The organism is Leptolyngbya sp. FACHB-8 (assembly GCF_014695575.1).
Taxonomy (GTDB): Bacteria; Cyanobacteriota; Cyanobacteriia; order Elainellales; family Elainellaceae; genus Vacuolonema.
Genome location: NZ_JACJOO010000095.1, coordinates 62936 through 82257 on the forward strand (window position 1 = coordinate 62936; position 19322 = coordinate 82257).

General features: G+C 51.1%; 17 protein-coding genes and 1 pseudogene. 7 read left to right on the forward strand and 11 right to left on the reverse strand.

Going from position 1 to position 19322, the window contains the following annotated elements; all coding sequences use genetic code 11:
• Positions 1-481: 481 nt before the first annotated feature.
• Positions 482-706 (reverse strand): annotated as a pseudogene (gene secG / locus H6F91_RS26950) (preprotein translocase subunit SecG); the annotation flags it as partial.
• 110 nt (positions 707-816) lie between these two features.
• Positions 817-2415: a 2,3-bisphosphoglycerate-independent phosphoglycerate mutase gene (gpmI, locus tag H6F91_RS26955; RefSeq protein WP_190774028.1), complete on the reverse strand. Its 1599-nt coding sequence runs from the start codon at positions 2413-2415 to the stop codon at positions 817-819.
• A gap of 774 nt (positions 2416-3189) precedes the next feature.
• Here gpmI and H6F91_RS26960 point away from each other — a divergent pair.
• The gene (locus tag H6F91_RS26960; RefSeq protein WP_190774029.1) at positions 3190-4161 is read left to right on the forward strand and encodes a DnaJ C-terminal domain-containing protein; all 972 of its coding nucleotides are present in this window, start codon (positions 3190-3192) and stop codon (positions 4159-4161) included.
• A gap of 490 nt (positions 4162-4651) precedes the next feature.
• Here the strand turns inward: H6F91_RS26960 and folK are convergent, their stop codons facing one another.
• The 4 genes from folK to H6F91_RS26980 form a co-directional block, all read right to left on the reverse strand.
• Positions 4652-5191 (reverse strand): 2-amino-4-hydroxy-6-hydroxymethyldihydropteridine diphosphokinase, encoded by a 540-nt coding sequence (gene folK, locus H6F91_RS26965; protein WP_190774031.1) that lies wholly within the window; start codon positions 5189-5191, stop codon positions 4652-4654.
• Between the two features lie 96 nt (positions 5192-5287).
• Positions 5288-5527, reverse strand: coding sequence for a 2Fe-2S iron-sulfur cluster-binding protein (locus tag H6F91_RS26970; protein ID WP_190774109.1), 240 nt, complete (start codon positions 5525-5527; stop codon positions 5288-5290).
• Positions 5528-5923: 396 nt separating this feature from the next.
• Positions 5924-7417, reverse strand: coding sequence for a cobyric acid synthase CobQ (cobQ, locus tag H6F91_RS26975; protein ID WP_190774032.1), 1494 nt, complete (start codon positions 7415-7417; stop codon positions 5924-5926).
• A 79-nt stretch (positions 7418-7496) separates the two neighbouring features.
• Positions 7497-7907 carry an Npun_F0494 family protein gene (locus tag H6F91_RS26980; protein WP_190774033.1) on the reverse strand — a complete coding sequence of 137 codons (411 nt, stop codon included), beginning with the start codon at positions 7905-7907 and terminating at the stop codon, positions 7497-7499.
• A 363-nt stretch (positions 7908-8270) separates the two neighbouring features.
• On the opposite strand from H6F91_RS26980, the gene H6F91_RS26985 reads away from it, so the two are divergent.
• A complete protein-coding gene (locus tag H6F91_RS26985) occupies positions 8271-8915 on the forward strand; it encodes a precorrin-8X methylmutase (RefSeq protein ID WP_190774034.1) in 645 nt (214 codons plus the stop codon).
• Complete coding sequence (gene cbiE / locus H6F91_RS26990; RefSeq protein ID WP_347280092.1) at positions 8912-10225, forward strand: precorrin-6y C5,15-methyltransferase (decarboxylating) subunit CbiE; 1314 nt, start codon at positions 8912-8914, stop codon at positions 10223-10225. Before H6F91_RS26985 ends, cbiE begins: the two co-directional genes overlap by 4 nt.
• 595 nt (positions 10226-10820) lie before the next feature.
• Here the strand turns inward: cbiE and H6F91_RS26995 are convergent.
• Positions 10821-11252 carry an AbrB family transcriptional regulator gene (locus tag H6F91_RS26995; protein ID WP_190774035.1) on the reverse strand — a complete coding sequence of 144 codons (432 nt, stop codon included), beginning with the start codon at positions 11250-11252 and terminating at the stop codon, positions 10821-10823.
• A 1127-nt stretch (positions 11253-12379) separates the two neighbouring features.
• Here H6F91_RS26995 and H6F91_RS27000 point away from each other — a divergent pair.
• The 3 genes from H6F91_RS27000 (at position 12380) to H6F91_RS28705 (ending at position 13978) form a co-directional block, all read left to right on the forward strand.
• On the forward strand, positions 12380-12538 hold the full coding sequence (locus tag H6F91_RS27000; RefSeq protein WP_190774036.1) for a hypothetical protein: 159 nt from the start codon (positions 12380-12382) through the stop codon (positions 12536-12538).
• Between the two features lie 180 nt (positions 12539-12718).
• Positions 12719-13732 (forward strand): succinate dehydrogenase/fumarate reductase iron-sulfur subunit, encoded by a 1014-nt coding sequence (locus H6F91_RS27005; RefSeq protein ID WP_190774037.1) that lies wholly within the window; start codon positions 12719-12721, stop codon positions 13730-13732.
• A gap of 12 nt (positions 13733-13744) precedes the next feature.
• Positions 13745-13978, forward strand: a complete 234-nt coding sequence (locus tag H6F91_RS28705) for a chlorophyll a/b-binding protein (protein ID WP_190774038.1) — start codon at positions 13745-13747, stop codon at positions 13976-13978.
• Between the two features lie 144 nt (positions 13979-14122).
• Here H6F91_RS28705 and H6F91_RS27015 read toward each other — a convergent pair whose 3' ends face one another.
• From H6F91_RS27015 to H6F91_RS27030, 4 genes are read right to left on the reverse strand one after another with little or no spacing between them, the layout of a single operon-like run.
• Positions 14123-15451, reverse strand: a complete 1329-nt coding sequence (locus H6F91_RS27015) for a DUF58 domain-containing protein (RefSeq protein ID WP_190774039.1) — start codon at positions 15449-15451, stop codon at positions 14123-14125.
• A gap of 14 nt (positions 15452-15465) precedes the next feature.
• Entirely contained in the window at positions 15466-16416 is a 951-nt protein-coding gene (locus H6F91_RS27020; RefSeq protein WP_190774040.1) for a MoxR family ATPase, read from the reverse strand.
• 21 nt (positions 16417-16437) lie between these two features.
• On the reverse strand, positions 16438-17547 hold the full coding sequence (locus tag H6F91_RS27025; protein WP_190774041.1) for a DUF4350 domain-containing protein: 1110 nt from the start codon (positions 17545-17547) through the stop codon (positions 16438-16440).
• On the reverse strand, positions 17544-18167 hold the full coding sequence (locus tag H6F91_RS27030; protein WP_206754981.1) for a DUF4129 domain-containing protein: 624 nt from the start codon (positions 18165-18167) through the stop codon (positions 17544-17546). Before H6F91_RS27030 ends, H6F91_RS27025 begins: the two co-directional genes overlap by 4 nt.
• Before the next feature lie 188 nt (positions 18168-18355).
• Between H6F91_RS27030 and H6F91_RS27035 the strand changes: the two genes are divergently transcribed.
• Complete coding sequence (locus tag H6F91_RS27035; protein WP_190774043.1) at positions 18356-19309, forward strand: glycosyltransferase family 2 protein; 954 nt, start codon at positions 18356-18358, stop codon at positions 19307-19309.
• Positions 19310-19322: the final 13 nt, after the last annotated feature.

A 19322-nucleotide genomic window follows, 5' to 3' on the forward strand; every position in this document is an offset into this window, starting at 1 on the left:
GGCTAAGAATGAATATCGTTCAGCGTACCTCTGCCAAAAGAAAGAATCCAGTGAAAAATAATAATCTTACAAATCTGTAACCGTTCCTAAGTCTGGTGATGTATGCGGGATCGGCGTGTGACAGAGCCCTGTATAGCTTTTGTCGCGTTAGTTAGGACATTCGGAGCGAGTGGGAGCCCGCTCTGGATGTCCTAACTAACGCGGCACTAGTAGGCTGCGGCCTAAGTTCGCAACCTATGTTTTTGTGTAGGGTGCGAAGCACCCTACACAAAAACATAGGTGATGGATTTCCGCCTCAGCGTACTAGCAATCGTAACCGCTTGTTAGCAAAGCCAAAAAAAGAGAGCGTGGGGATATGTCCCCACGCTCTTCTCATAGCACTGTCAAAACTCTACTGAGCAGGATTTGCCGGAGCATCAGGAGCCGGAGCTGTTAGAGGCGCGGAAGTTGCCGGAGCGCCGGGTGCCGCTTCTACCGGGGACAACCACTGGGCACTCAGCACCACGGTTAGGGCCAAAAACAGAGCTGTCAGAGTCCAGGTCATACGGTTCAGGGTTAACTCAGCACTCTTCGTGCTAGTAAACAGTTGAGCTTGGCCGCCCAATCCGCCTAGACCATCACCCTTGGGGCTGTGTAGCAATACCAGGACGATCAGACCAAAGGCGGTAAGACCCCAGAGAATATGAGCGATCGTTTCGAGTGTCATAGATAAACCAGCGGAGATGTCATGGGAGCGGCGAACGTCCCTTAATTATTGTACTAAAAGGCTTTGTCCCAAGAGGGTTGTTTTTGTGCGCATTGCGCACAAAAACAACTTTATAGGGAAACTCGTACCGGCGTGCGGTTTGCTCGGGTTTCGATTTCAGCGGTATCGATCAGGGAGGTACCCGTCATTTCAGTGGGTTGGGAAATTTGCAGAATTTGCAAAATAGTTGGTGCGATATCGGCTAGGGTACCGCCTGCCCGTAAACGAACCTCGGCCCCATGGCCGGGGATCTTACGCTTTTCTCCTTCTACCAGAATGAATGGCACGGGATTGGTGGTGTGGGCTGTCCAAGGGTTGCCTTGGTCATCCCACATCATTTCAGCATTGCCGTGATCAGCGGTGATCAGGGTGGTGCCTCCGGCCTTAACGATACTTTCGAGGAGACGACCAACGCAGCGATCGACGGTTTCAATAGCCTTTACCGTGGCCTCAATTTTGCCCGTATGGCCAACCATATCCGGGTTAGCGTAGTTGATCACGATCAGGGAATAGATGCCCTTTTCGACAGCGGCGATCGCCACTTCCGTTACCTTATCGGCTGACATCGGTGGGGTGCGATCGTAAGTCGCCACCATAGGGCTGGGAACCAGTTCTCGATCTTCTCCTGCAAAAGGCTCTTCAATACCGCCATTGAAGAAGTAGGTGACGTGAGCATACTTCTCGGTTTCTGCCAGACGCAGTTGCCGCAGCCCCTGTTGAGAAACAATTTCACCCAAAATGTTGGTGAGATCTTGGGGCTCGAAGGCTACCAGCACCGGAAATTCGGGATCGTATTGAGTAAAGGTCGCAAAGGCAAGGGGCGTGATGAATTCTCGCTCAAAGCCGTTGAAATTGCGATCGACGAACACTTGGGTCAGTTGGCGAGCGCGGTCGGGACGGAAATTGAAGAAAATAACACCATCACCAGCGCTAACAGCACCCGGAGCAACCCGAGTGGGTTCAACAAACTCGTCAGTAATCTCTGCCTCATAGGAGGCCTTAAGAATTTCCAGGGCAGAACGACCATCGCCGTCACCGTCCTGGGTGATCACTTTGTAGGCTTTCTCTGTACGATCCCAGCGGCGATCGCGATCCATGGTGTAATAACGACCGCTGATTGTCACAATGCGACCAATGCCGATTTTGACAATCATGTCCTCAATCTGCTGTACCGCCGCCAAGCCATCTGTGGGCTTCGTATCGCGCCCATCCGTGATGACGTGGAGGCACACATCGTTAATCTGCTGTTCTTTCGCCAGTTTGAGCAAACCTGCCAAGTGGCTCAGGTGGGAGTGTACCCCCCCATCGGAGCAAAGGCCAACGAAGTGGAGCTTTCCGCCACTTTGCCGGACTTCCTGGCACACCTTTAATAAGGCTGAATTGCCCAAAATTGAGCCATCTTCAACAGCATCGGAGATCCGCACCAACTCCTGGGGCACAATACGGCCTGCACCAATATTTAGGTGGCCCACCTCAGAATTGCCCATTTGCCCATCGGGTAGCCCAACATTCTTCCCGGAGGTATGAATCAGCGTACTGGGATAGGCTTCCCACAGGCTATTCATTACTGGCGTGTTAGCGGCGGCGATCGCATTGCCGTCCGTTTCTTCGCGGTATCCCCACCCGTCTAGAATTATCAGAACAACTGGAGAGACAGGCATCTGTGCCATCTAGATAGCCCTTGGTTTATCGGTAAGAATTTTCTCAGCAATCATATCATCCACTTTCGCACTTCCGCCTGGGTCGTCATGCCTATGACAACCGCCTTTTCCGAAAGATTTAAGAATTTCGGGTAAATCTTGCCAAATCTTGTTTTGGGAAAAGGAGACCGATAGCTTGAGTTGCTGTAGATATATCAGCATGTCCTATTTTGAAAGGCTTGATTTTGGTCATGCTATATGCATGCAAAATTAAGCCTTTCAAGAAAACGCCAGATGATTCAGTGGTGTCACAAGCTAAAAGGACCCATGAAAACGCCATGCTAGCGCATCAAAATCCTTTTTGTGGACTAGCATGTCAAGAAGTTTTTGAGGGGTTTATAGCCCCTTAAAAACTTCTTAAATTTAATGTTTAAGTGCGGGATTACCCCACACTTAAACATTGACGGACCACAAGTAACTCACGAAAAGGATTTTGACACCAGGTTTTAGTTTTTCTGTATAAATACATCCTGGTAATACTCTGCATACTGTGAAATGTATAAATATTGCAGCAGAGGAGGGTAGGCCCTAACAATTGCTTCCCCTCTCTTTGCCCTAGCGAAAGTGACTGTAGATCGCTCAGGTAGGGAAATCTCTCCCTTTTGAGTCTTGTAACCGTACTTCGTAGGTCATTCACCTTTGGTAGGGTTGAATGAAAGGGCATGCACTAGACTTAAGAGATAACGGGCTTTACAGGCTGCGGCCCAGGCAGCCTGAGCGACTGTGCAGGAGGAGATGAACTCGATGGCCGCAACGGATTTTAGGGATTATTACGGGATTTTAGGCGTGAGTAAAGGTGCCAGCGCCGATGAAATCAAGCGGGCTTATCGAAAGCTGGCCCGTCAGTATCACCCCGATATGAATCCTGGGAATAAAACCGCCGAGGCCCGGTTCAAGGAGGTCAGCGAAGCCTACGAGGTACTATCTGACACTGAAAAACGCCAGAAGTACGACCAGTTCGGCCAATATTGGAAGCAGGCTGGCAGTTGGCCGGGTGGCGGTGGAGCCGGGCAACCAGATTTTGGTGGGTTTGATTTTGGTCAATACCGCAACTTCGACGACTTTATTAATGAACTGCTGGGGCGCTTTTCTACAACACCAGGGGGAGGGCGTAGTTATGGTCCAGGCCCTGGTGGATTTGGGGTAGATGATGCCTTCGGTGGCCGCACCAGTACGAGTGGAGCTGACCTGGAATCCAATTTTGCCTTATCCCTTTCAGAAGCCTTTCATGGCGTCCAGAAACGCCTGAGTGTTGGCAATGAGGTGATCGATGTACGAATTCCTGCTGGGGCAAAACCGGGGAGCAAAATTCGTATTCGTGGCAAAGGGCAACCCAGCCCCTACGGCGGGTCACGGGGTGACCTGTATCTAAAAATCGAAATTCGACCCCACGCCTTTTTTAAGTTTGATGGGGATAACCTGACGTGTGATGTGCCGATCGCCCCGGATGAAGCCGTGCTTGGGGCTGCTATCGAAGTTCCGACTCCCGATGGTATGGTCACCGTGAATGTGCCATCGGGAGTTCGTTCAGGTCAGTCTCTGCGGCTGCGTGGGAAGGGCTGGGTGACCCCGAAGGGCGATCGCAGCGACCTACTCGCCAAGGTCGTCATTATCCCTCCCAAAGATATCAGCGCTACGGAACGGGAGCTTTACGAAAAGATTCGCGCTAACCGCACCACTGATCCCCGCCAGGACCTACGGCAAGTCAAGCTTTAATTCCTATACGGATTTTGGGTGATTTCTGTAGAGGCGAGTTTTGACGTTACCTTAACGACCTATTCAGGAACTTCCACGCAAACCCGCTGTGGCGATCGCTATCAATCGCCACAGCAGGTTTCGCTATTCAGCCAACAGCATGACCGTGAGTTAACCTCAGTTCGGGTTAAGGGTTTTTTCGAGTGCCGCGCTTCGCGCGGCACTCGAAAAAACCCATTATTGCGTGCGCGTCGCGCACGCAATAATGGGCGGTTCGGCTTATCCCGAACTGACGTTGAGTTAGTTGCTAAACCTGTCCTATTGAAACATGGGTAATAATTTTGTGGGGTGTGCAAGGTACAGCAGGCTTGTGTAAGTCTTGTACCTCAGTACGGAACAAACAATAAAACTACCTCTAAAACTCAGAGTTCTTTGTTGTGAGGGTGTCGCCCCCACAACAAAGAACTCTGAGTTTTAGAGGTTTTGATCTGTACTATCAAAAACGGATAAATTAATGCTCAGCAATGGGTTCGAGTAGCCGAACTCCACCAGGGTCTACAGCTTGTAGCAACTCGTTAACGGTTCTTTCCCATACGGGCACGATCCAATCCGAGGCAATTTCTGCTAGCGGTACGAGAACAAAAGCCCGCTCGTGCATTCGAGGGTGGGGAATTTGCAGGTCAGGGCTATCTACAACCGAACCGTCGTAGAGCAACAAATCCAGGTCGAGCAACCGGGGACCCCAACGCTCATGACGTACTCGGCCAAATTGTGCTTCGATTTCTAGCAGGGTTTCCAGTAGAGCTTCCGGGGAAAGATACGTGGAGACGAGCACACAGGCATTGAGGTAATCGGGTTGTGGCGGCCCCAGGGGGGCGGTGCGATAGAAACTAGATATTTGATTGACCTGGATACCGGGGATCTCATCAAGAACAGCGATCGCGCTTTGCAGGATAGTGTGGGAATCACCCAAATTACTGCCGAGGGCGATCGCAGCCCGGTGAAGGGAAACGGGCGATCGCCCCACCGACGGGGGGTCAAGCTCTAGCATAAGGTTTCCTGTATCTATTCCACTTAAAGAACCGTGATGAGGAGTGCATCACGTCGCGCTGCACTCCTCATCACGGTTCTTCGACTGCATTCTATGTTACCAGGTCGGATCTACAAACAAATTGATGGCTAATTCACTTTCGCTGGGAGGTACTGCACTGATGCACGAGCAGATGATCTGGCCATCGGGCAGTTCTACCTCGCAGGCATGGCAAGAACCCATCAGGCAACCCGTTGGGATGGAGATCCCGGCACGACTGGCCACCTGTAGAAGGGGTTCGCCTACTTCAGCCTCGACAACCACATTATCGGGAAGAAAACGAATATGAACACTCATAACGAAAATCTGAAAAATTCCTAAATCAAGAAATAACGGAATTGCCGTTTGCTGAGCGGCCCAAAGCCAGTCAACAACCCCCCAATAGGCTACTTTCACCCGTGCCAATAGGGGGAATCTACCTCTCTACTCAATGCTACGATGCAAAGCGAGATACAGCAAAACACACTAAATTCAATACCTGGGCAAAAGATAGTGCTTTAATGTCCAAATAATTTTTTGAATTCAGCGTGTTTGTATGACTCAAGGATAAACGGGTACGTTGCACCGAAAGGGTTAGGGATATTAAGCGCACGTTCAAGTGCGCTTATTTTGTTTCTAGAGGTTGTAAAGCCCCGTTGTGAGGCAGTGGCGCTTAGCACGACTCGCTCACAACGGGGCTTTACGTCGCAGTGATTAGGAGTTGAGCCAACTTGTAATCACTGCAGGATTAATGTAGGCTTCGACCACATCTGCCAAAGAATCGAGCATCATTTCTCGCTGTTCACGGTAGTTGGAGATCCCCGTGGGCAGGGACTTTAAGCCACGCTGCTGACGAAGTCGATTCAGCCAGGCCCGACGCCAAGCCCCGTTGTCAAAAATGCCATGCAGGTAAGTGCCCCAAAGAGATTGGGTGGAATCGACGGTGCCTAGAGGTTTGTCATCAAATAGAGGGAAGTATTGCGTTCCTTCTGCTCCTTCCTCTTCTGCCAGGTGGCTGCGGCCCTGATGAATTTCGTAGCCTGCTACAGGAAGCCCGGTTTGAGGATAGTTGGAGGTAACCTGCCGTTGTCGGGAAACCTTTTGCCCTGTAATCACGGTCTTTAGGGGGAATAAATCCAACCCCTTGTAACGACCCTCATGGCCTTCAACCCCTTCGGGATCGGCCAGCACTTTGCCCATCATCTGGAAGCCACCACAGATACCCATGACGGTCCCACCTGAGGCCGCATAGCTTTGAATTTCTTCGGCCATGCCGGTTTTCTGGAGGGCTAACAGGTCGGCAATCGTGGTCTTCGATCCCGGTAAGATGACCGCATCGGGATAACCCAGAGATTCTTTTAAGCCGACATAGCGCACATTGACGCTAGGTTCGGAATCCAGGGGGTCAAAATCTGTGAAGTTGGAAATTCGAGGGAGGCGGACAACGGCAATGTTGATTTCTCCAGTGCTCTTAGACGATGGGCGATCGAGCAGGGATAGGGAATCTTCTGCTGGAAACACGGTATCCATCCACGGAATGACACCGATGACAGGAATACCTGTGCGGTTCTCCAGCCATTCGATACCGGGTTGGAGGAGCGATCGCTGCCCCCTAAATTTATTGATCACAATCCCCTTCACCAGTGCCCGCTCCTCGGGCTCCAGCAGTTCCAGGGTGCCTACTATTTGGGCGAAAGCTCCCCCCCGGTCAATATCCACTACCAGGATGGTGGGTGCATTCAAGTAACGAGCGATCCGCATATTAGTCAGGTCGCGGTGCTTGATGTTGACCTCTACTGGGCTACCGGCCCCCTCACAGACCAGCAGGTCAAACTCTTCGCTTAGTCGTTTGAGCGATTCTTCAATGGCTTGCCATCCCGGTTCAAAAAGCTGCTCGTAGTACTCAGCGGCTCCAATGCGGCCCACAGGTTTGCCCTTGAGAATCACCTGGGACGTCATATCGCCTTGAGGCTTTAACAGAATTGGGTTCATCTCAACCCGGGGCGTGATCCCTGCCGCCCAAGCTTGCACCGCTTGAGCATGACCAATTTCGCCACCATTGTTGGTCACGTAGGCATTCAGGGCCATGTTTTGCCCCTTAAAGGGGGCCACTTGCCAGCCCTGCCGGCTCAAAATGCGGCATAGAGCCGTTGTTACCATGGACTTCCCGGCATGGGATGTCGTCCCAACGACCATGATGGCTTTCATCCAAAACCTCCAGAAACCCAAGAATAATCAGCCACGGTAGATGGAATCACAAAGCAAGAACTCTTTGGCTGGCGCTGCTTCATTGTATTCCAGGTATTGGCACCCAACGCAGGATGAAATTCCGCAGCCGCATCAACCAGGACGGCGGGCGTGGAAACCCATCCCTTTCCCACTGACGCAACAATGCGCGCCCCAAAGGGGTTAGGCGAAAGCTATCTGTTAGCCCCTGCCCGTCTACTTCCCGCCGCAAAACCCCGACTTGAATCAGCCAGAGCAAATCATTCTCGACGGCTAACTCGGAGATAGCGCGACGGGTAAATTGATGGTTTACTCCGGCTGAACCAGCGATCGCTTTCAAAGAAACCCCTTCCTGCCCCATCGCCTCATACAACAGCGGGCGAAATGGAGCACAACGAACAGCCTGCTCGGCCCGTTGAAGGGTTCGAGGCAGATAGGTAATCGATGAGTGTGAGGACTGAGCAGCGGACATAATGATTCCGAATAAAGAGAACAATCCCGTAAGAACCAATACAAATATAAGGATGACGGTGTTTTCCTCTACGGTCTATGGTAGTGGATTGTTTCTCAATTCTTCACAAATCGTACGGGTTCATCCTGATGCAGAATTTGTCAAAATTCAAACGAAGGTGCGTAAACAGATGCTAGGCCCGTCAAGCAGGAAAGCCAACGCTAACCTGCTGCTATTGGCTTTAGATTACCCATGTCAACCGCAAAGCTCACAATAATTCCATACGAAATGGAGCTACTTTTGAGGCAAGAGCATTAACTTTACCGTTGCACGCTCTAAAAATGCCAGGCTGACCCAATCTGCACTCACGATATAGTCTTGATTATGTCCTCGCTGGATCACCCTATTGTGCTGCAAAGCTTTGCGATGATTGATCGCGAGGTTGGTACCCACAATTTGTCCCCTGAAGCTTATGCGATCGCACGACGCGTTATTCATAGCACTGCAGATTTTGACTTTCTGCAATTACTAAAGGTCAGTCCCGGAGCGATTGAGGGGGCGATCGCCGCGATCCGCCAGGGAACACCCATTATCACCGACGTCAGCATGGTGCGCCAGGGCATTGCGACTAAGGTAGCCCAAACCTTTCAAAATCCCATCTGGGTTGCTATTGAGCAAGCCCCTCGCGAGGTACCCTCTCACAAAACCCGCACCGAAGCCGGAATGGATCAGTGCTGGCAGAAAGTACCCCATGGAATTTATGCCATTGGCAATGCCCCCACTGCTCTACTGACCCTTTGCAACCATTCTCGGCAAGCTAAAAATGCAGGAAACCCGGCTCCTGCCCTGATCATTGGAGCCCCCGTTGGTTTTGTCTCAGTGTTGGAATCGAAGGCGGCTCTATCCGAAACTCCCGTCCCACAAATTCGGGTGGAGGGGCGCAAAGGCGGTTCAGCCGTGGCAGCAGCTATTTTAAATGCATTGTTGCTCTTGGCCTGGGAGAGCCCCGAAGGAGAGAATTTCCTGTGATCCCCCCATATTTAAAGGAGAACCCCACACCTATTCAGGTCGTTGGGGTCGGCATGGATGGGCCTGTAGGCCTGTCTCAAACCACTCAACAGATGGTTCAGCAAGCTGCCTTGCTGGTCGGAAGCGATCGCCATCTCAGTTATTTTCCCGATCACCCGGCCCCGCAGCTGCGGTTGGGAGACTTTCAATCTACCTTTGATAAAATTCGCTCTTATCTCAGCTCGGCTGAAGCCAAAACTCCGGTCGTCATTTTGGTGTCTGGTGATCCTCTCTTTTTTGGGTTAGGGCGCTTACTGCTGCAACAGTTTTCTGCAGAGCAATTGACGTTTCACCCCCACCTCTGCTCAATTCAACTGGCCTTTAATCGCATTAAAGTACCCTGGCAGGATGCTTGTTTGGTGAGCGTCCACGGGCGATCCCCCGATACCCTAATTCGGGCTCTTCAACAGGGCGTCGAAAAAATTGCCGTATTGACAGATGAGGTCCATACGCCAGGAGCGATCGCCACTCTCCTACAAGAGTTAGAACTGCCCGTCACCTACCGGGTCTGGGTTTGCGAAAATTTGGGCAGTGTTCAGGAGCAGATCCGAGAGTTTGCCCCCGAGGATCTGGTCAACCATCGCTTTACGACCCTCAATGTCCTGGTATTGCTGCGCCAGGCTCACCAGACTGGGTTTCAAAATATATCTGAGTTGCCGATGTTAGGAGTTCCTGATTCGGCCTTTGCAAGCTTTAGCGATCGCCCTGGTCTCTTAACTAAACGGGAAATACGAGTGCTGGCTCTGGGGGAATTGGCCCTGCGTCCAGGGCAGGTCGTGTGGGATGTGGGAGCTGGAACGGGTTCCGTCTCTGTAGAGATTGCTCGTCTCTGTCCGACGTCCCAAGTCTTTGCTATTGAGCAGACGGCTGTGGGAATTAGCTTGATTCAAGACAATGTGCAGCGATTCCAGACGCCTTCGGTCATACCTTGCCAGTTCAAAGCTCCCGAAGGCCTGGATACTCTCCCCGCCCCTGATCGGGTTTATTTAGGGGGAAGCGGAGGGCAATTGGAGGAGATTTTGGAGGCGATCGCCCCTGTACTGAAACCTGATGGGGTCATTGTGGCAGCATTCGCCACGTTGGAACACTTCAGTACTTTAATTCACTGGTTAAAAGCTTCTAACCATGCCGACCAATGGCATGCTCATACCCTTCAAACTCAACTGGCTCGCTCGGTTCCTGTTGGCTCTCTCACTCGGTTGCAACCCCTAAATCCAGTCACGTTGGTGCGTTTAGAACGCATCTCCCGCGCAGAATCATGCATTGAATAACCTGTAATTCTTTGTATAAAAGAGGACGGTTTTACCCCCTTTTATACAAAGAATTACAGGTTGTTTTATTTGTGATTCTAAGGAGCTCAGCGATTGGGTGAGGTACGAGAGATGGATAGGGTCACACTATCCCTCGTACCTCGCCCAATCGCAAAATGCTGTATCACCAGACTCGTTAATACAAAGCCCAAGGGATAAAGTGCATTACGCTACGCTTTTGTATTAACAAGCAAAGACCAGGGAAAAGGGTGAGCATTTTGCGCTCACCCTTTTCCCTGGTCTTCATGAAAATACTGCGCGTGTAAGATTCGGCGTTTCAGTCCAGTGATTTGCCGAAAGGGATGTTTCTTCAAACATCCCTTTTTGGAAAAATCAAACTGCTCTTAGTGCTGTTTGAAATAGTTTGCGAAGAATTGACTTTTCGTAAGAGCACGAAAAGTCAATTCTTCAAATGATTTTTACCTATGGGATAGGCTGGACGATGACCTAAACACAGTCTCACAAAGCCCGTCGCACTTGTTAGCTAGCTATAGAAGAAATAAAAGGACTTTGAAGGCTCAGCGCTCTGAGTCGCAACCACAAAAGGTTCAAAGGCTTACTCCTCATCATCCTCATCTTCGTCTTCATCCTCATCAATGAAATCAATACTACCGTTCCGGTCGCGATCAATTTGAATTAGATGAATATGCTTGTAACCGAGCTTAATCTCAAATTCGTCTCCCGGTTGCAAGCCCATCTTTTCGGTGTAAGTAGAACCGATTACAATTTGGCCATTCTTATGGACACTCACCCGATAGGTCGGTTCACGGCCACGGCCATCTTTGTCACCTTCTTTACCAAGAGAAATACCCCGAGCTGCCAACAGTGCTTCGTAAAAAGCCGACAGATTTACCCGGGACTGACCATTTTTCCCAACGGTTTCATAGCCACAACGACGGGCTTTTTCCCGTGGAGTTAGGTCGGAAAGCTCCTTGACTTTTTGCAATAATGCTTTCCCTGTCAGTGGTGCGCTTGCAGTATCCGTCATTGCCCTAAAAATTCCCCTGCTTGCAAATGGATTTCTGAGTGTTGGTGATCAACCTGATGACATCCATACCTTGAAATATAGCTCCTAATTATAGAACTGAAATCAGAAAAAAAAATCGCAAAGTTGAGCGTAAATATTCGAGGTAAGCTCCTCTGCGTTGGTGAAGAATCCAGAATCTTCACACTATCTAGTATGGGGGCAGTATAGGGATTTCGAGTTCTTTGTTTATTTTTGTCTGTACTACTTATCGGTTAATCGCTACTCCCAATTGGGTCTGAAATCTATTCTTTCAATCGATGGGTAGAAATTGTAAAACCGTTTTTGGATTTTGGGAAAAATATAGCCCTCCAGGAAGAGCTTATGCTTCCATACTCGTCAATCTATATACTCTCAAGAAACTCACCGTTTCTTTTGTATATAGGAGAGTTGAGAGTGGTTCCTCTCAACTCCCTCACGGACGCCTAACAAACACACCTGTTATATTTCACCGGGCAAAACTACGGGATAGTTCTTCCCAGTGATGCGCTTATATTGTGCACTTATTCAAAACTAAAACCCAGAATCTTGATTCTGCTGTTACTTTGAATGGCAAAATCAAGATCTAAGGTTTGGGCGTAAGACGTGAGTAGGGCCACGCTCAGTTTCGTTGTGAGAGGAGAGTTCGGACCTGGTCTCTCCTCCTTCCTGCCACAATGCAATTGAACGGTCTAATTGATAGGACAAGCGCAGCAAATGATGGATGGATTTTGGGGCTGACGCATTTTTGTTGTGTATGGTGTACGAAGCACACCATACACAACAAAAATGCACCAAATATAGAGAGCTTGCATAGGCCTAACCTCCTCCCTGGACCTGTCGAAGGTAGACATCATTACAGAAGTAGAATGGCAAAAATGGTTCGTTACAAAGGAGGGTTCTATTGTAAGTTTCTCTTCATAGACCGAGACCGAGACCCGAGTTGTTTATTTTTATACCTCGTACTTTATTCAGGTAAATCATTGTAATTAGGGATGTTGCTGTGCAATGAGCTGTATTGTCCCTGATTGCAATGATTCACTGGCTATCATAAATGGCGTTATGCACAAGGTTAATGTTGTGTATGCTGTGTTTATCAGGAGGTGGGCATAATGAAAGATAAAACTGAAAATGCTGTGCTGCTCATGAAACGGACGGCACAGCATTTTCAGTTTTATCTTTCATTACAGCGCTTTGCGCTTGAATCAGCCACGATTGTTTTTGTGAGAGCCACGCTCCGCGCGGCTCTCACAAAAACAACCAGATTTTAAGCGCTTAAAAAGCGTTGCAAGTTGAGTTCCTTAGCAACAATAAATCTCCTGCTACGTATGAAATGAAATTCGCAAAATGGTTTAAAAACCTTATCTTTTTCAGCACATGCGTTTGGGATCGCCTGTAATAATGAGATATAGGGTTTTCTGGCTTTTATATCTCCTAGAAAGACCAATCTGATGCAACTTCAATTTAAGATTGTTCGGCAAACCGCTGGTTCAGCTCCTCATATACAAGAGTATCTCTTGGATGCTGACCCCGGTAATACCATTCTGGATTGTCTCAATCGCATCAAGTGGGAACAGGATGGCACTCTAGCCTTTCGTAAGAACTGTCGAAACACCATTTGCGGTAGCTGTTCTATGCGAATCAATGGCCGCTCCACTTTAGCGTGTAAAGAAAAGGTAGCGGACGAGGTAGCTCGCTTGGAGGCGATCGCCGCGACTACTCCTGATGGCACCCTTTCAGACATTCCCACTATCACTATTGCCCCTATGGGCAACATGCCCGTAGTCAAAGATCTCGTTGTCAACATGAAAAGCTTCTGGGACAACCTGGAAGCTGTGGATCCCTACGTCAGCACTCAGTCACGCCAAGTGCCCGAGCGGGAGTTTTTGCAGACCCCTGAGGAGCGCGATCGCCTCAATCAGATGGGCAACTGCATCCTGTGTGGAGCCTGCTACTCAGAATGTAATGCCCGCGAAACGAATCCTGATTTTGTCGGTCCCCATGCTCTAGCGAAAGCCTACCGCATGGTGGCTGATTCACGGGATGCTCGCACCGAAGACCGCCTGGAAAAATATAACGAAGGTACGGCTGGTGCTTGGGGATGTACCCGTTGCTACTACTGCAACTCCGTGTGCCCTATGGATGTTGCGCCGATGGATCAGATTAGCAAAATTAAGCAAGAAATCCTCGATCGCAAGGAAGCCACGGCTAGCCGTTCTATCCGTCACCGCAAGACCCTGGTGGAATTGGTGAAGGAAGGCGGTTGGGTGGACGAACGCAAGTTTGGTCTACGGGTTGTAGGCAACAACTTCCGGGATTTGCGGGGTCTTGCTAGCCTGGGGCCTTTAGGTGTGCGGATGCTGGTGCATGGCAAGTTCCCCCTCACCTTCGAGCCGTCGGAGGGGGCGGCGGAAGTGCGATCGCTCATCGAATCCGTGAAAGCGATAAAATTAGATACGCAATAACGCGAATTTGCTATGCCTTCAGATTCTCCAGATACCGCCCCCCAATCCTCGCCTGAAGCCAAGGCTCCTACCCCAACGGCAACTCCTGTGGGGACGCCCTCAGTCCCCGAAGCAGAACCTGCTTTTGGCTGGACACGGTACGCAGAAATTATCAACGGGCGCTTCGCCATGATCGGCTTTGTGGCCCTGCTACTGTTGGAATTATTTTCAGGTCAAGACTTCTTTACCTGGTTGGGTTTGCGCTAATCCGTTTTCCTGAATAGGTCTAAATCCCCGGTTTTTCCTAAAAAACTGGGGATTTCGTGTTACGGAGCGATCGCCGAAATTTAGACACCTGGTGTTTTGAAAACACCGGGTGTCTCGCATCCCACAATTTAAGCATTCGCCCGATTACAGCAAATTGCGAGCTTTCACTTGAAGGTAGCGTTCCACTAGAGCTTCGCTGATTTGGTTGGCAGGAGCATCCAGTACTAGGACACCCCGTTGCTTGAGTTTGGCAAGGGCTACTTTGCGTTGATTCATCAGATCCAACGCAACCGCGCGGTTATAGGTTTCGGAAATGTCAGTGCTGGGGGTGTGGGCGATCGCATCCACCGCTGGATCGCGCAACACGACGCAGAATGGCAAATAACGCGGAGTGAGCCGCTGCATTGCCAAAAGCAGTTCCCCTGAGGCGGTTTCATCCACTAAATCTGTCAACATCACCACTAGGGCACGACGGTGTTGCTGAGTTGTCGCTGTTGTGATGGCTCCTAAGTAATCCGGTTCCAGAAGAGCGGGTTGTAGAGGGGTAAGCCGTTCAATGAGCTTGGTCAGGTGATGCTGACCACGTTCCGGGGGAATCCATACTTGCATATCGCGATCGAAGACGCCAACCCCCACGCGATCGCCCCGATTCAACCCCGCCAATGCGAGAGAAAGCGTTGCATTTAATCCCCAGTTAAAACGGCTGATGCCTGCTACCTGAGCGGTCATCAACCGTCCCCGATCAAGCAGCACAATCACCGTTTGTTCTTGCTCTGGCTCCAGCACACGCACCAGAAGACGGCTGCGGCGAGCGGTTGCTTTCCAATCAATCAGCCGTGGATCATCACCTGTATAGTATTCGCGCAATTCGGTAAACTCAGTTCCCATGCCAGCGCGACGGGTTTTACGAATATTGCCCGTAGTTTGTACGGCCAGCCGAATCGAAAGTTCCTGCAACCCCATCAAATCAGGATAGACAGAAACTTTTGTGGATTGGGGAACGCGCCATTCCTGCCAGGCCAAACCCCATGGTCCCAACTGTCTAATATATAAGTCACCCCATGGATACTCTCCACGCTCAGCCGGGAAGACCGTGTAGTTGACTGTTTCTTCTGTATCTGGTGGCAATGACAACTTGAGCAGGGGCGAGCTGGCCTGAAATTGAGCTGGAAAATGATCCCGAATTTGGACTCGAAGAGGCTGTTTTGTATGGGTGGTTTGCAGATGCAGGTTTACAGGGTTATGCCGCCCAATAGATAACTTCTGGGCCACATCTCGTGTGATCTGAAGGCGCTGCGATCGCCCCCGTCGAACATCCACCAATCCCAACCCCAGGAGTATCAGATCGAAGAATAGGGTGAAGGCGATCGCCCCCTGCAACAGTAGTAGGTTGTCGGTGTTGTAGAGGGCGATCGCCATCCCCAACGCCGTACCCAGTAACACCAATTGATAAAGCCGAGCTGCAGGTACCATAATCTCTATTTCCCTTACCTGGGCACTGCCACCTGTCCCAGCAATCCGGTAATCACGCCATCAATTTTCATACCGTCTAATTGGGCTTCGGGGCGAAGAATGAGGCGATGACGCAACAGAGGTGAAGCAACCGTTTTAATATCGTCAGGGGTGACATAGTCGCGATCGCTCAACCAGGCATGTGCCTTACTGGCGTGCATCCAGGCCACTGCAGAACGAGGAGATGCCCCCAGATCCAGATCAGGATGCTGGCGCGTGCGGTGAACCAAACTCAGCAGGTAATCTAGTAGCGCATCGGTCATCTTTACCTGGCGGGCTTCTTGGCGGGCGGCGAGAACCTGGGCCACCGTGAGAATGGGCTTGAGATGGGCGAGATCTTGCCGCCGAGTTTGTAGGCCAGATTGCGCATTCAGCAACATTTGCCGCTCTGCCTTACTGTCGGGATAATCGACCACCAGCTTGAACAAAAACCGATCCAACTGAGCTTCAGGCAGGGGATAGGTGCCTTCGAACTCCAGTGGGTTTTGCGTGGCGATCGCCCAAAACAGCTCTGGTAATGGCAAGCTATCTCCGTCAATCGTCACCTGTTGTTCCTCCATCGCCTCTAGCAAAGCCGCCTGCGTTTTAGAAGGGGTGCGGTTGATTTCATCTGCGAGCAGAATTTCGGTGAAGATGGGGCCTTTGCGGAGGGTGAAATTGCGGCTGTTGAGGTCAAAAATATTAGTGCCCAGGATGTCTGAGGGGAGAATATCAGGCGTCAGTTGAATCCGGCGAAAGTCGGCTTGCATCAACTGAGCCATGACCTTGACCAGCAAGGTTTTTCCCGTCCCCGGCACTCCTTCCAGAATGACGTGTCCACCGCTGAGTAAGGCCACCAGCAATTGCCGCACCAGGGTTGTCTGCCCCACAATGACAGTACCAAGAGCCTGGGCCAAATCCACAAATGCAGCTTTAGAGGAAGTCATAAGAGGGGAGACGATAGGGCATCAGGGTAGATGACGGCGCACCTGGCGCAAGTTCTCCAACCAGAGTAGCAACTCTCGTTCGCGGAGACGACGTTTTTGTACAACAGGCGCCAGGAGGGATTGCAATTCAGTGGCGGGTTGTCCGGTCTGCTGAGTCCAGGCTTCTAGCAGTTGATCCGGTTCAACTGGGTCAACACCCAGGCCGAGCGATCGCTGAATCTGCTCCTGCTCATGACGCCCCACCGTTTCCATCACAAACTCACTGCTCTTGGCTTTGTTGAGTACACTTCCCAACGCACCAATATAAGTGGCGTTGCTGTCCGTCTTAGCAGGTTCTACTCGGAGGGGAGGGCCAAGGCGGCGATCGCCCCAAACGGCCAATAACAGCAATACCAAGGCTTGAATCGCCACAAGCAGCACCGGCGTGCGCACCAAATAGGCGAAGGCATTTCCCCGTTTCTCCTCGGCGAGAATGTCGGGGTCACGGTAACCATGCAGATATTCGTCTACCCAAACGGGATGGCCGGGCTCTGCTACCAGAGCTGCCAGGAATGGAATATTCCCCGCTTCATCCTGGTAGGCATTGGCAGCAAAGTAAGGGGTATTAATGTAGATGACTTGCCCTTTTCCAACCGCTTGTTCCCAGACCACACTGCCCTCGTCATCCCCTAAGCGGCTTTTATCTGCACCTCCCGCTTCGGGATAGCGGCGACGGGTTTCAATCCGCACCTTACCCTGAGGGCTATCCAGTACCGAGGAAAAAGGGGCTGCTGTGACCGGAGTTTGAATTCCCACCAGCACAACCGTATGCCCAACCCTGGCCCATTCCTGCTCGATTGGGGAAGGAGACCTGGGGACAGGGTTAATCTGCACAAAGGTGATGGATCGCGTTACAGGTGCCGTTGCATCCGTTGGGTCTTCGGTTGCCAGCCCTAACTCCTCGACCGGACGTTGCCATCGACGGACTGGAATCCCTTGTTCTTCCAGGTAGGCATACCAGGCTCCGTATCCATTGGGGGCACGATTGTAGGTAGAACCCTGCTGCTGTAAGGCATTGCGGGGAGCTAATAAGGTCAGGCCGATGAGACTCGCCAGAACGATAGCGACAATCCAATTGCGCCGCTTTTTCATGCACTGATCTCCTGAAATGCCCGCTGGCAGCGCTGGTAGGTTTCGGCAGTGATGGGGCGATCGCCAAAACACAACAGCTCATGCACCCGCACCAGTTCCTCATAGGGCTGGGGCTGGGGTAGCTCCGATAAGAGCGATAGGTATTCGCCATCGGTACGGCTGGATTGCTGGCGGATCAGGTCGGCATCGCTGAGTTTTTGCAGAGCGGCCATGTAGAGGGTACGGCAGGCTTCCCGATAGTTGCCCTGCTGTTGGGCGGCGTGCGATCGCCGCAACCACTCCTCGACAGGCGTTCCGACCTCCGGTGCTGTAGCTCCTACAACGACATAATCCGTACGGGCTAATCGCAATTCATTAATATAGGGAGCCAATAAGCGATAGAGCTGCCAACCTGCCCAGGTCGCCAACGTTACCGTGAAGGTCCAGAAGATGGTTCGTAGAAGCCATTCTGGGATTGCCCAGTTGGGAATATAGTCATTCGGGTTGCGATCGCCCCCAAACAAGATCAAATTCAGCCATTCACTCACCCGTCGCGTTTCTCGTTGGATCACCCACCCGGGGTTGATGCGTTGAAATTCGGTCGCCAGGGAGATCGGAAGCATTGCGATTGGGGAGAACATGGGCGATCGGACAGATCAAAGGGAGGTGCGTTCTGACAGAGCACTGTGCCCATCAAAGCATAACTATTTGGGTATATCCAAGCGCAGTGCACATAACAGAATACGGAACTTCGCACTTCACGGTAGAGTGTTACACAGTATTCCCCGGCTAGCCACTGGCTGGGCTCGATCAACCCTGCCCTTTCCCTATGACAAAGCTCATCATCCAAATTCCCTGTTACAACGAGGAACAAACTCTGGGAATTACCCTATCAGCACTGCCCCGCCATGTACCGGGTGTGGATAAGGTGGAATGGCTTGTCATTGATGATGGAAGCCGCGATCGCACCGTCGAAGTGGCCAAGACTTATGGTGTCGACCATATTGTTCGTTTCTCAACGAACCAGGGGTTAGCACGAGGCTTCATGGCAGGGCTCGAAGCTTGTCTCAAGGCTGGGGCCGATATCATCGTCAACACGGATGCCGATAACCAGTATTGTGCCGATGATATTCCCACCCTCATTCAACCCATTCTGCGTAAGCAGGCAGACATTGTCATCGGGGAACGTCCCATCTGGGATACTCAGCACTTTTCCTTTATTAAAAAGCTGCTCCAAAACCTCGGTAGCTGGATGGTTCAACTTGCCAGCAACACAAAAATTCCCGATGCTCCCAGCGGCTTCCGCGCTCTTAGTCGGGAAGCTGCCATTCAGGTAAACGTTTTCAACAATTACACCTATACCCTGGAAACCATCATCCAGGCTGGACGGCGAGGGATGGCTGTGGTTTCCGTGCCCATTCGAACCAATAGTCAGTTACGGAAATCCCGTCTCGTTCGCAGCATCCCCTCCTACGTCTTCCGCTCCGCCGTCACAATTCTGCGGATCTTTATGCTCTACAAGCCCCTCCGGTTCTTTACCTGGTTGGGCACCGTACCCCTCTTTCTAGGGGGTGCTCTGGGGTTACGCTGGTTGCTCTTATTCTTTTTAGTAGACCCAACCCGTTCCCGTGCACCTAGCTTGATTCTGGCTGCCGTTCTGATTCTGATAGGCTTTCAGCTCTGGATGTTTGGCCTGATCGCAGACTTGCTCTCAGCCAACCGCCGACTGCTTGAAGAGACTCAGCTACGGCTCCGTCGTCGCGACCTCGATCAGCACGAGTAAGCCCCCTTGCGTG

Excerpts from the sequence above, each read along its gene's own strand:
- gpmI (WP_190774028.1), bottom strand. The coding sequence starts at position 2,415 with ATGGCACAGATGCCTGTCTCTCCAGTTGTTCTGATAATTCTAGACGGG.
- H6F91_RS26960 (WP_190774029.1), top strand. The coding sequence starts at position 3,190 with ATGGCCGCAACGGATTTTAGGGATTATTACGGGATTTTAGGCGTGAGT.
- folK (WP_190774031.1), bottom strand. The coding sequence starts at position 5,191 with ATGCTAGAGCTTGACCCCCCGTCGGTGGGGCGATCGCCCGTTTCCCTT.
- H6F91_RS26970 (WP_190774109.1), bottom strand. The coding sequence starts at position 5,527 with ATGAGTGTTCATATTCGTTTTCTTCCCGATAATGTGGTTGTCGAGGCT.
- cobQ (WP_190774032.1), bottom strand. The coding sequence starts at position 7,417 with ATGAAAGCCATCATGGTCGTTGGGACGACATCCCATGCCGGGAAGTCC.
- H6F91_RS26980 (WP_190774033.1), bottom strand. The coding sequence starts at position 7,907 with ATGTCCGCTGCTCAGTCCTCACACTCATCGATTACCTATCTGCCTCGA.
- H6F91_RS26985 (WP_190774034.1), top strand. The coding sequence starts at position 8,271 with ATGTCCTCGCTGGATCACCCTATTGTGCTGCAAAGCTTTGCGATGATT.
- H6F91_RS26995 (WP_190774035.1), bottom strand. The coding sequence starts at position 11,252 with ATGACGGATACTGCAAGCGCACCACTGACAGGGAAAGCATTATTGCAA.
- H6F91_RS27000 (WP_190774036.1), top strand. The coding sequence starts at position 12,380 with ATGAAAGATAAAACTGAAAATGCTGTGCTGCTCATGAAACGGACGGCA.
- H6F91_RS27005 (WP_190774037.1), top strand. The coding sequence starts at position 12,719 with ATGCAACTTCAATTTAAGATTGTTCGGCAAACCGCTGGTTCAGCTCCT.
- H6F91_RS28705 (WP_190774038.1), top strand. The coding sequence starts at position 13,745 with ATGCCTTCAGATTCTCCAGATACCGCCCCCCAATCCTCGCCTGAAGCC.
- H6F91_RS27015 (WP_190774039.1), bottom strand. The coding sequence starts at position 15,451 with ATGGTACCTGCAGCTCGGCTTTATCAATTGGTGTTACTGGGTACGGCG.
- H6F91_RS27020 (WP_190774040.1), bottom strand. The coding sequence starts at position 16,416 with ATGACTTCCTCTAAAGCTGCATTTGTGGATTTGGCCCAGGCTCTTGGT.
- H6F91_RS27025 (WP_190774041.1), bottom strand. The coding sequence starts at position 17,547 with ATGAAAAAGCGGCGCAATTGGATTGTCGCTATCGTTCTGGCGAGTCTC.
- H6F91_RS27030 (WP_206754981.1), bottom strand. The coding sequence starts at position 18,167 with ATGTTCTCCCCAATCGCAATGCTTCCGATCTCCCTGGCGACCGAATTT.
- H6F91_RS27035 (WP_190774043.1), top strand. The coding sequence starts at position 18,356 with ATGACAAAGCTCATCATCCAAATTCCCTGTTACAACGAGGAACAAACT.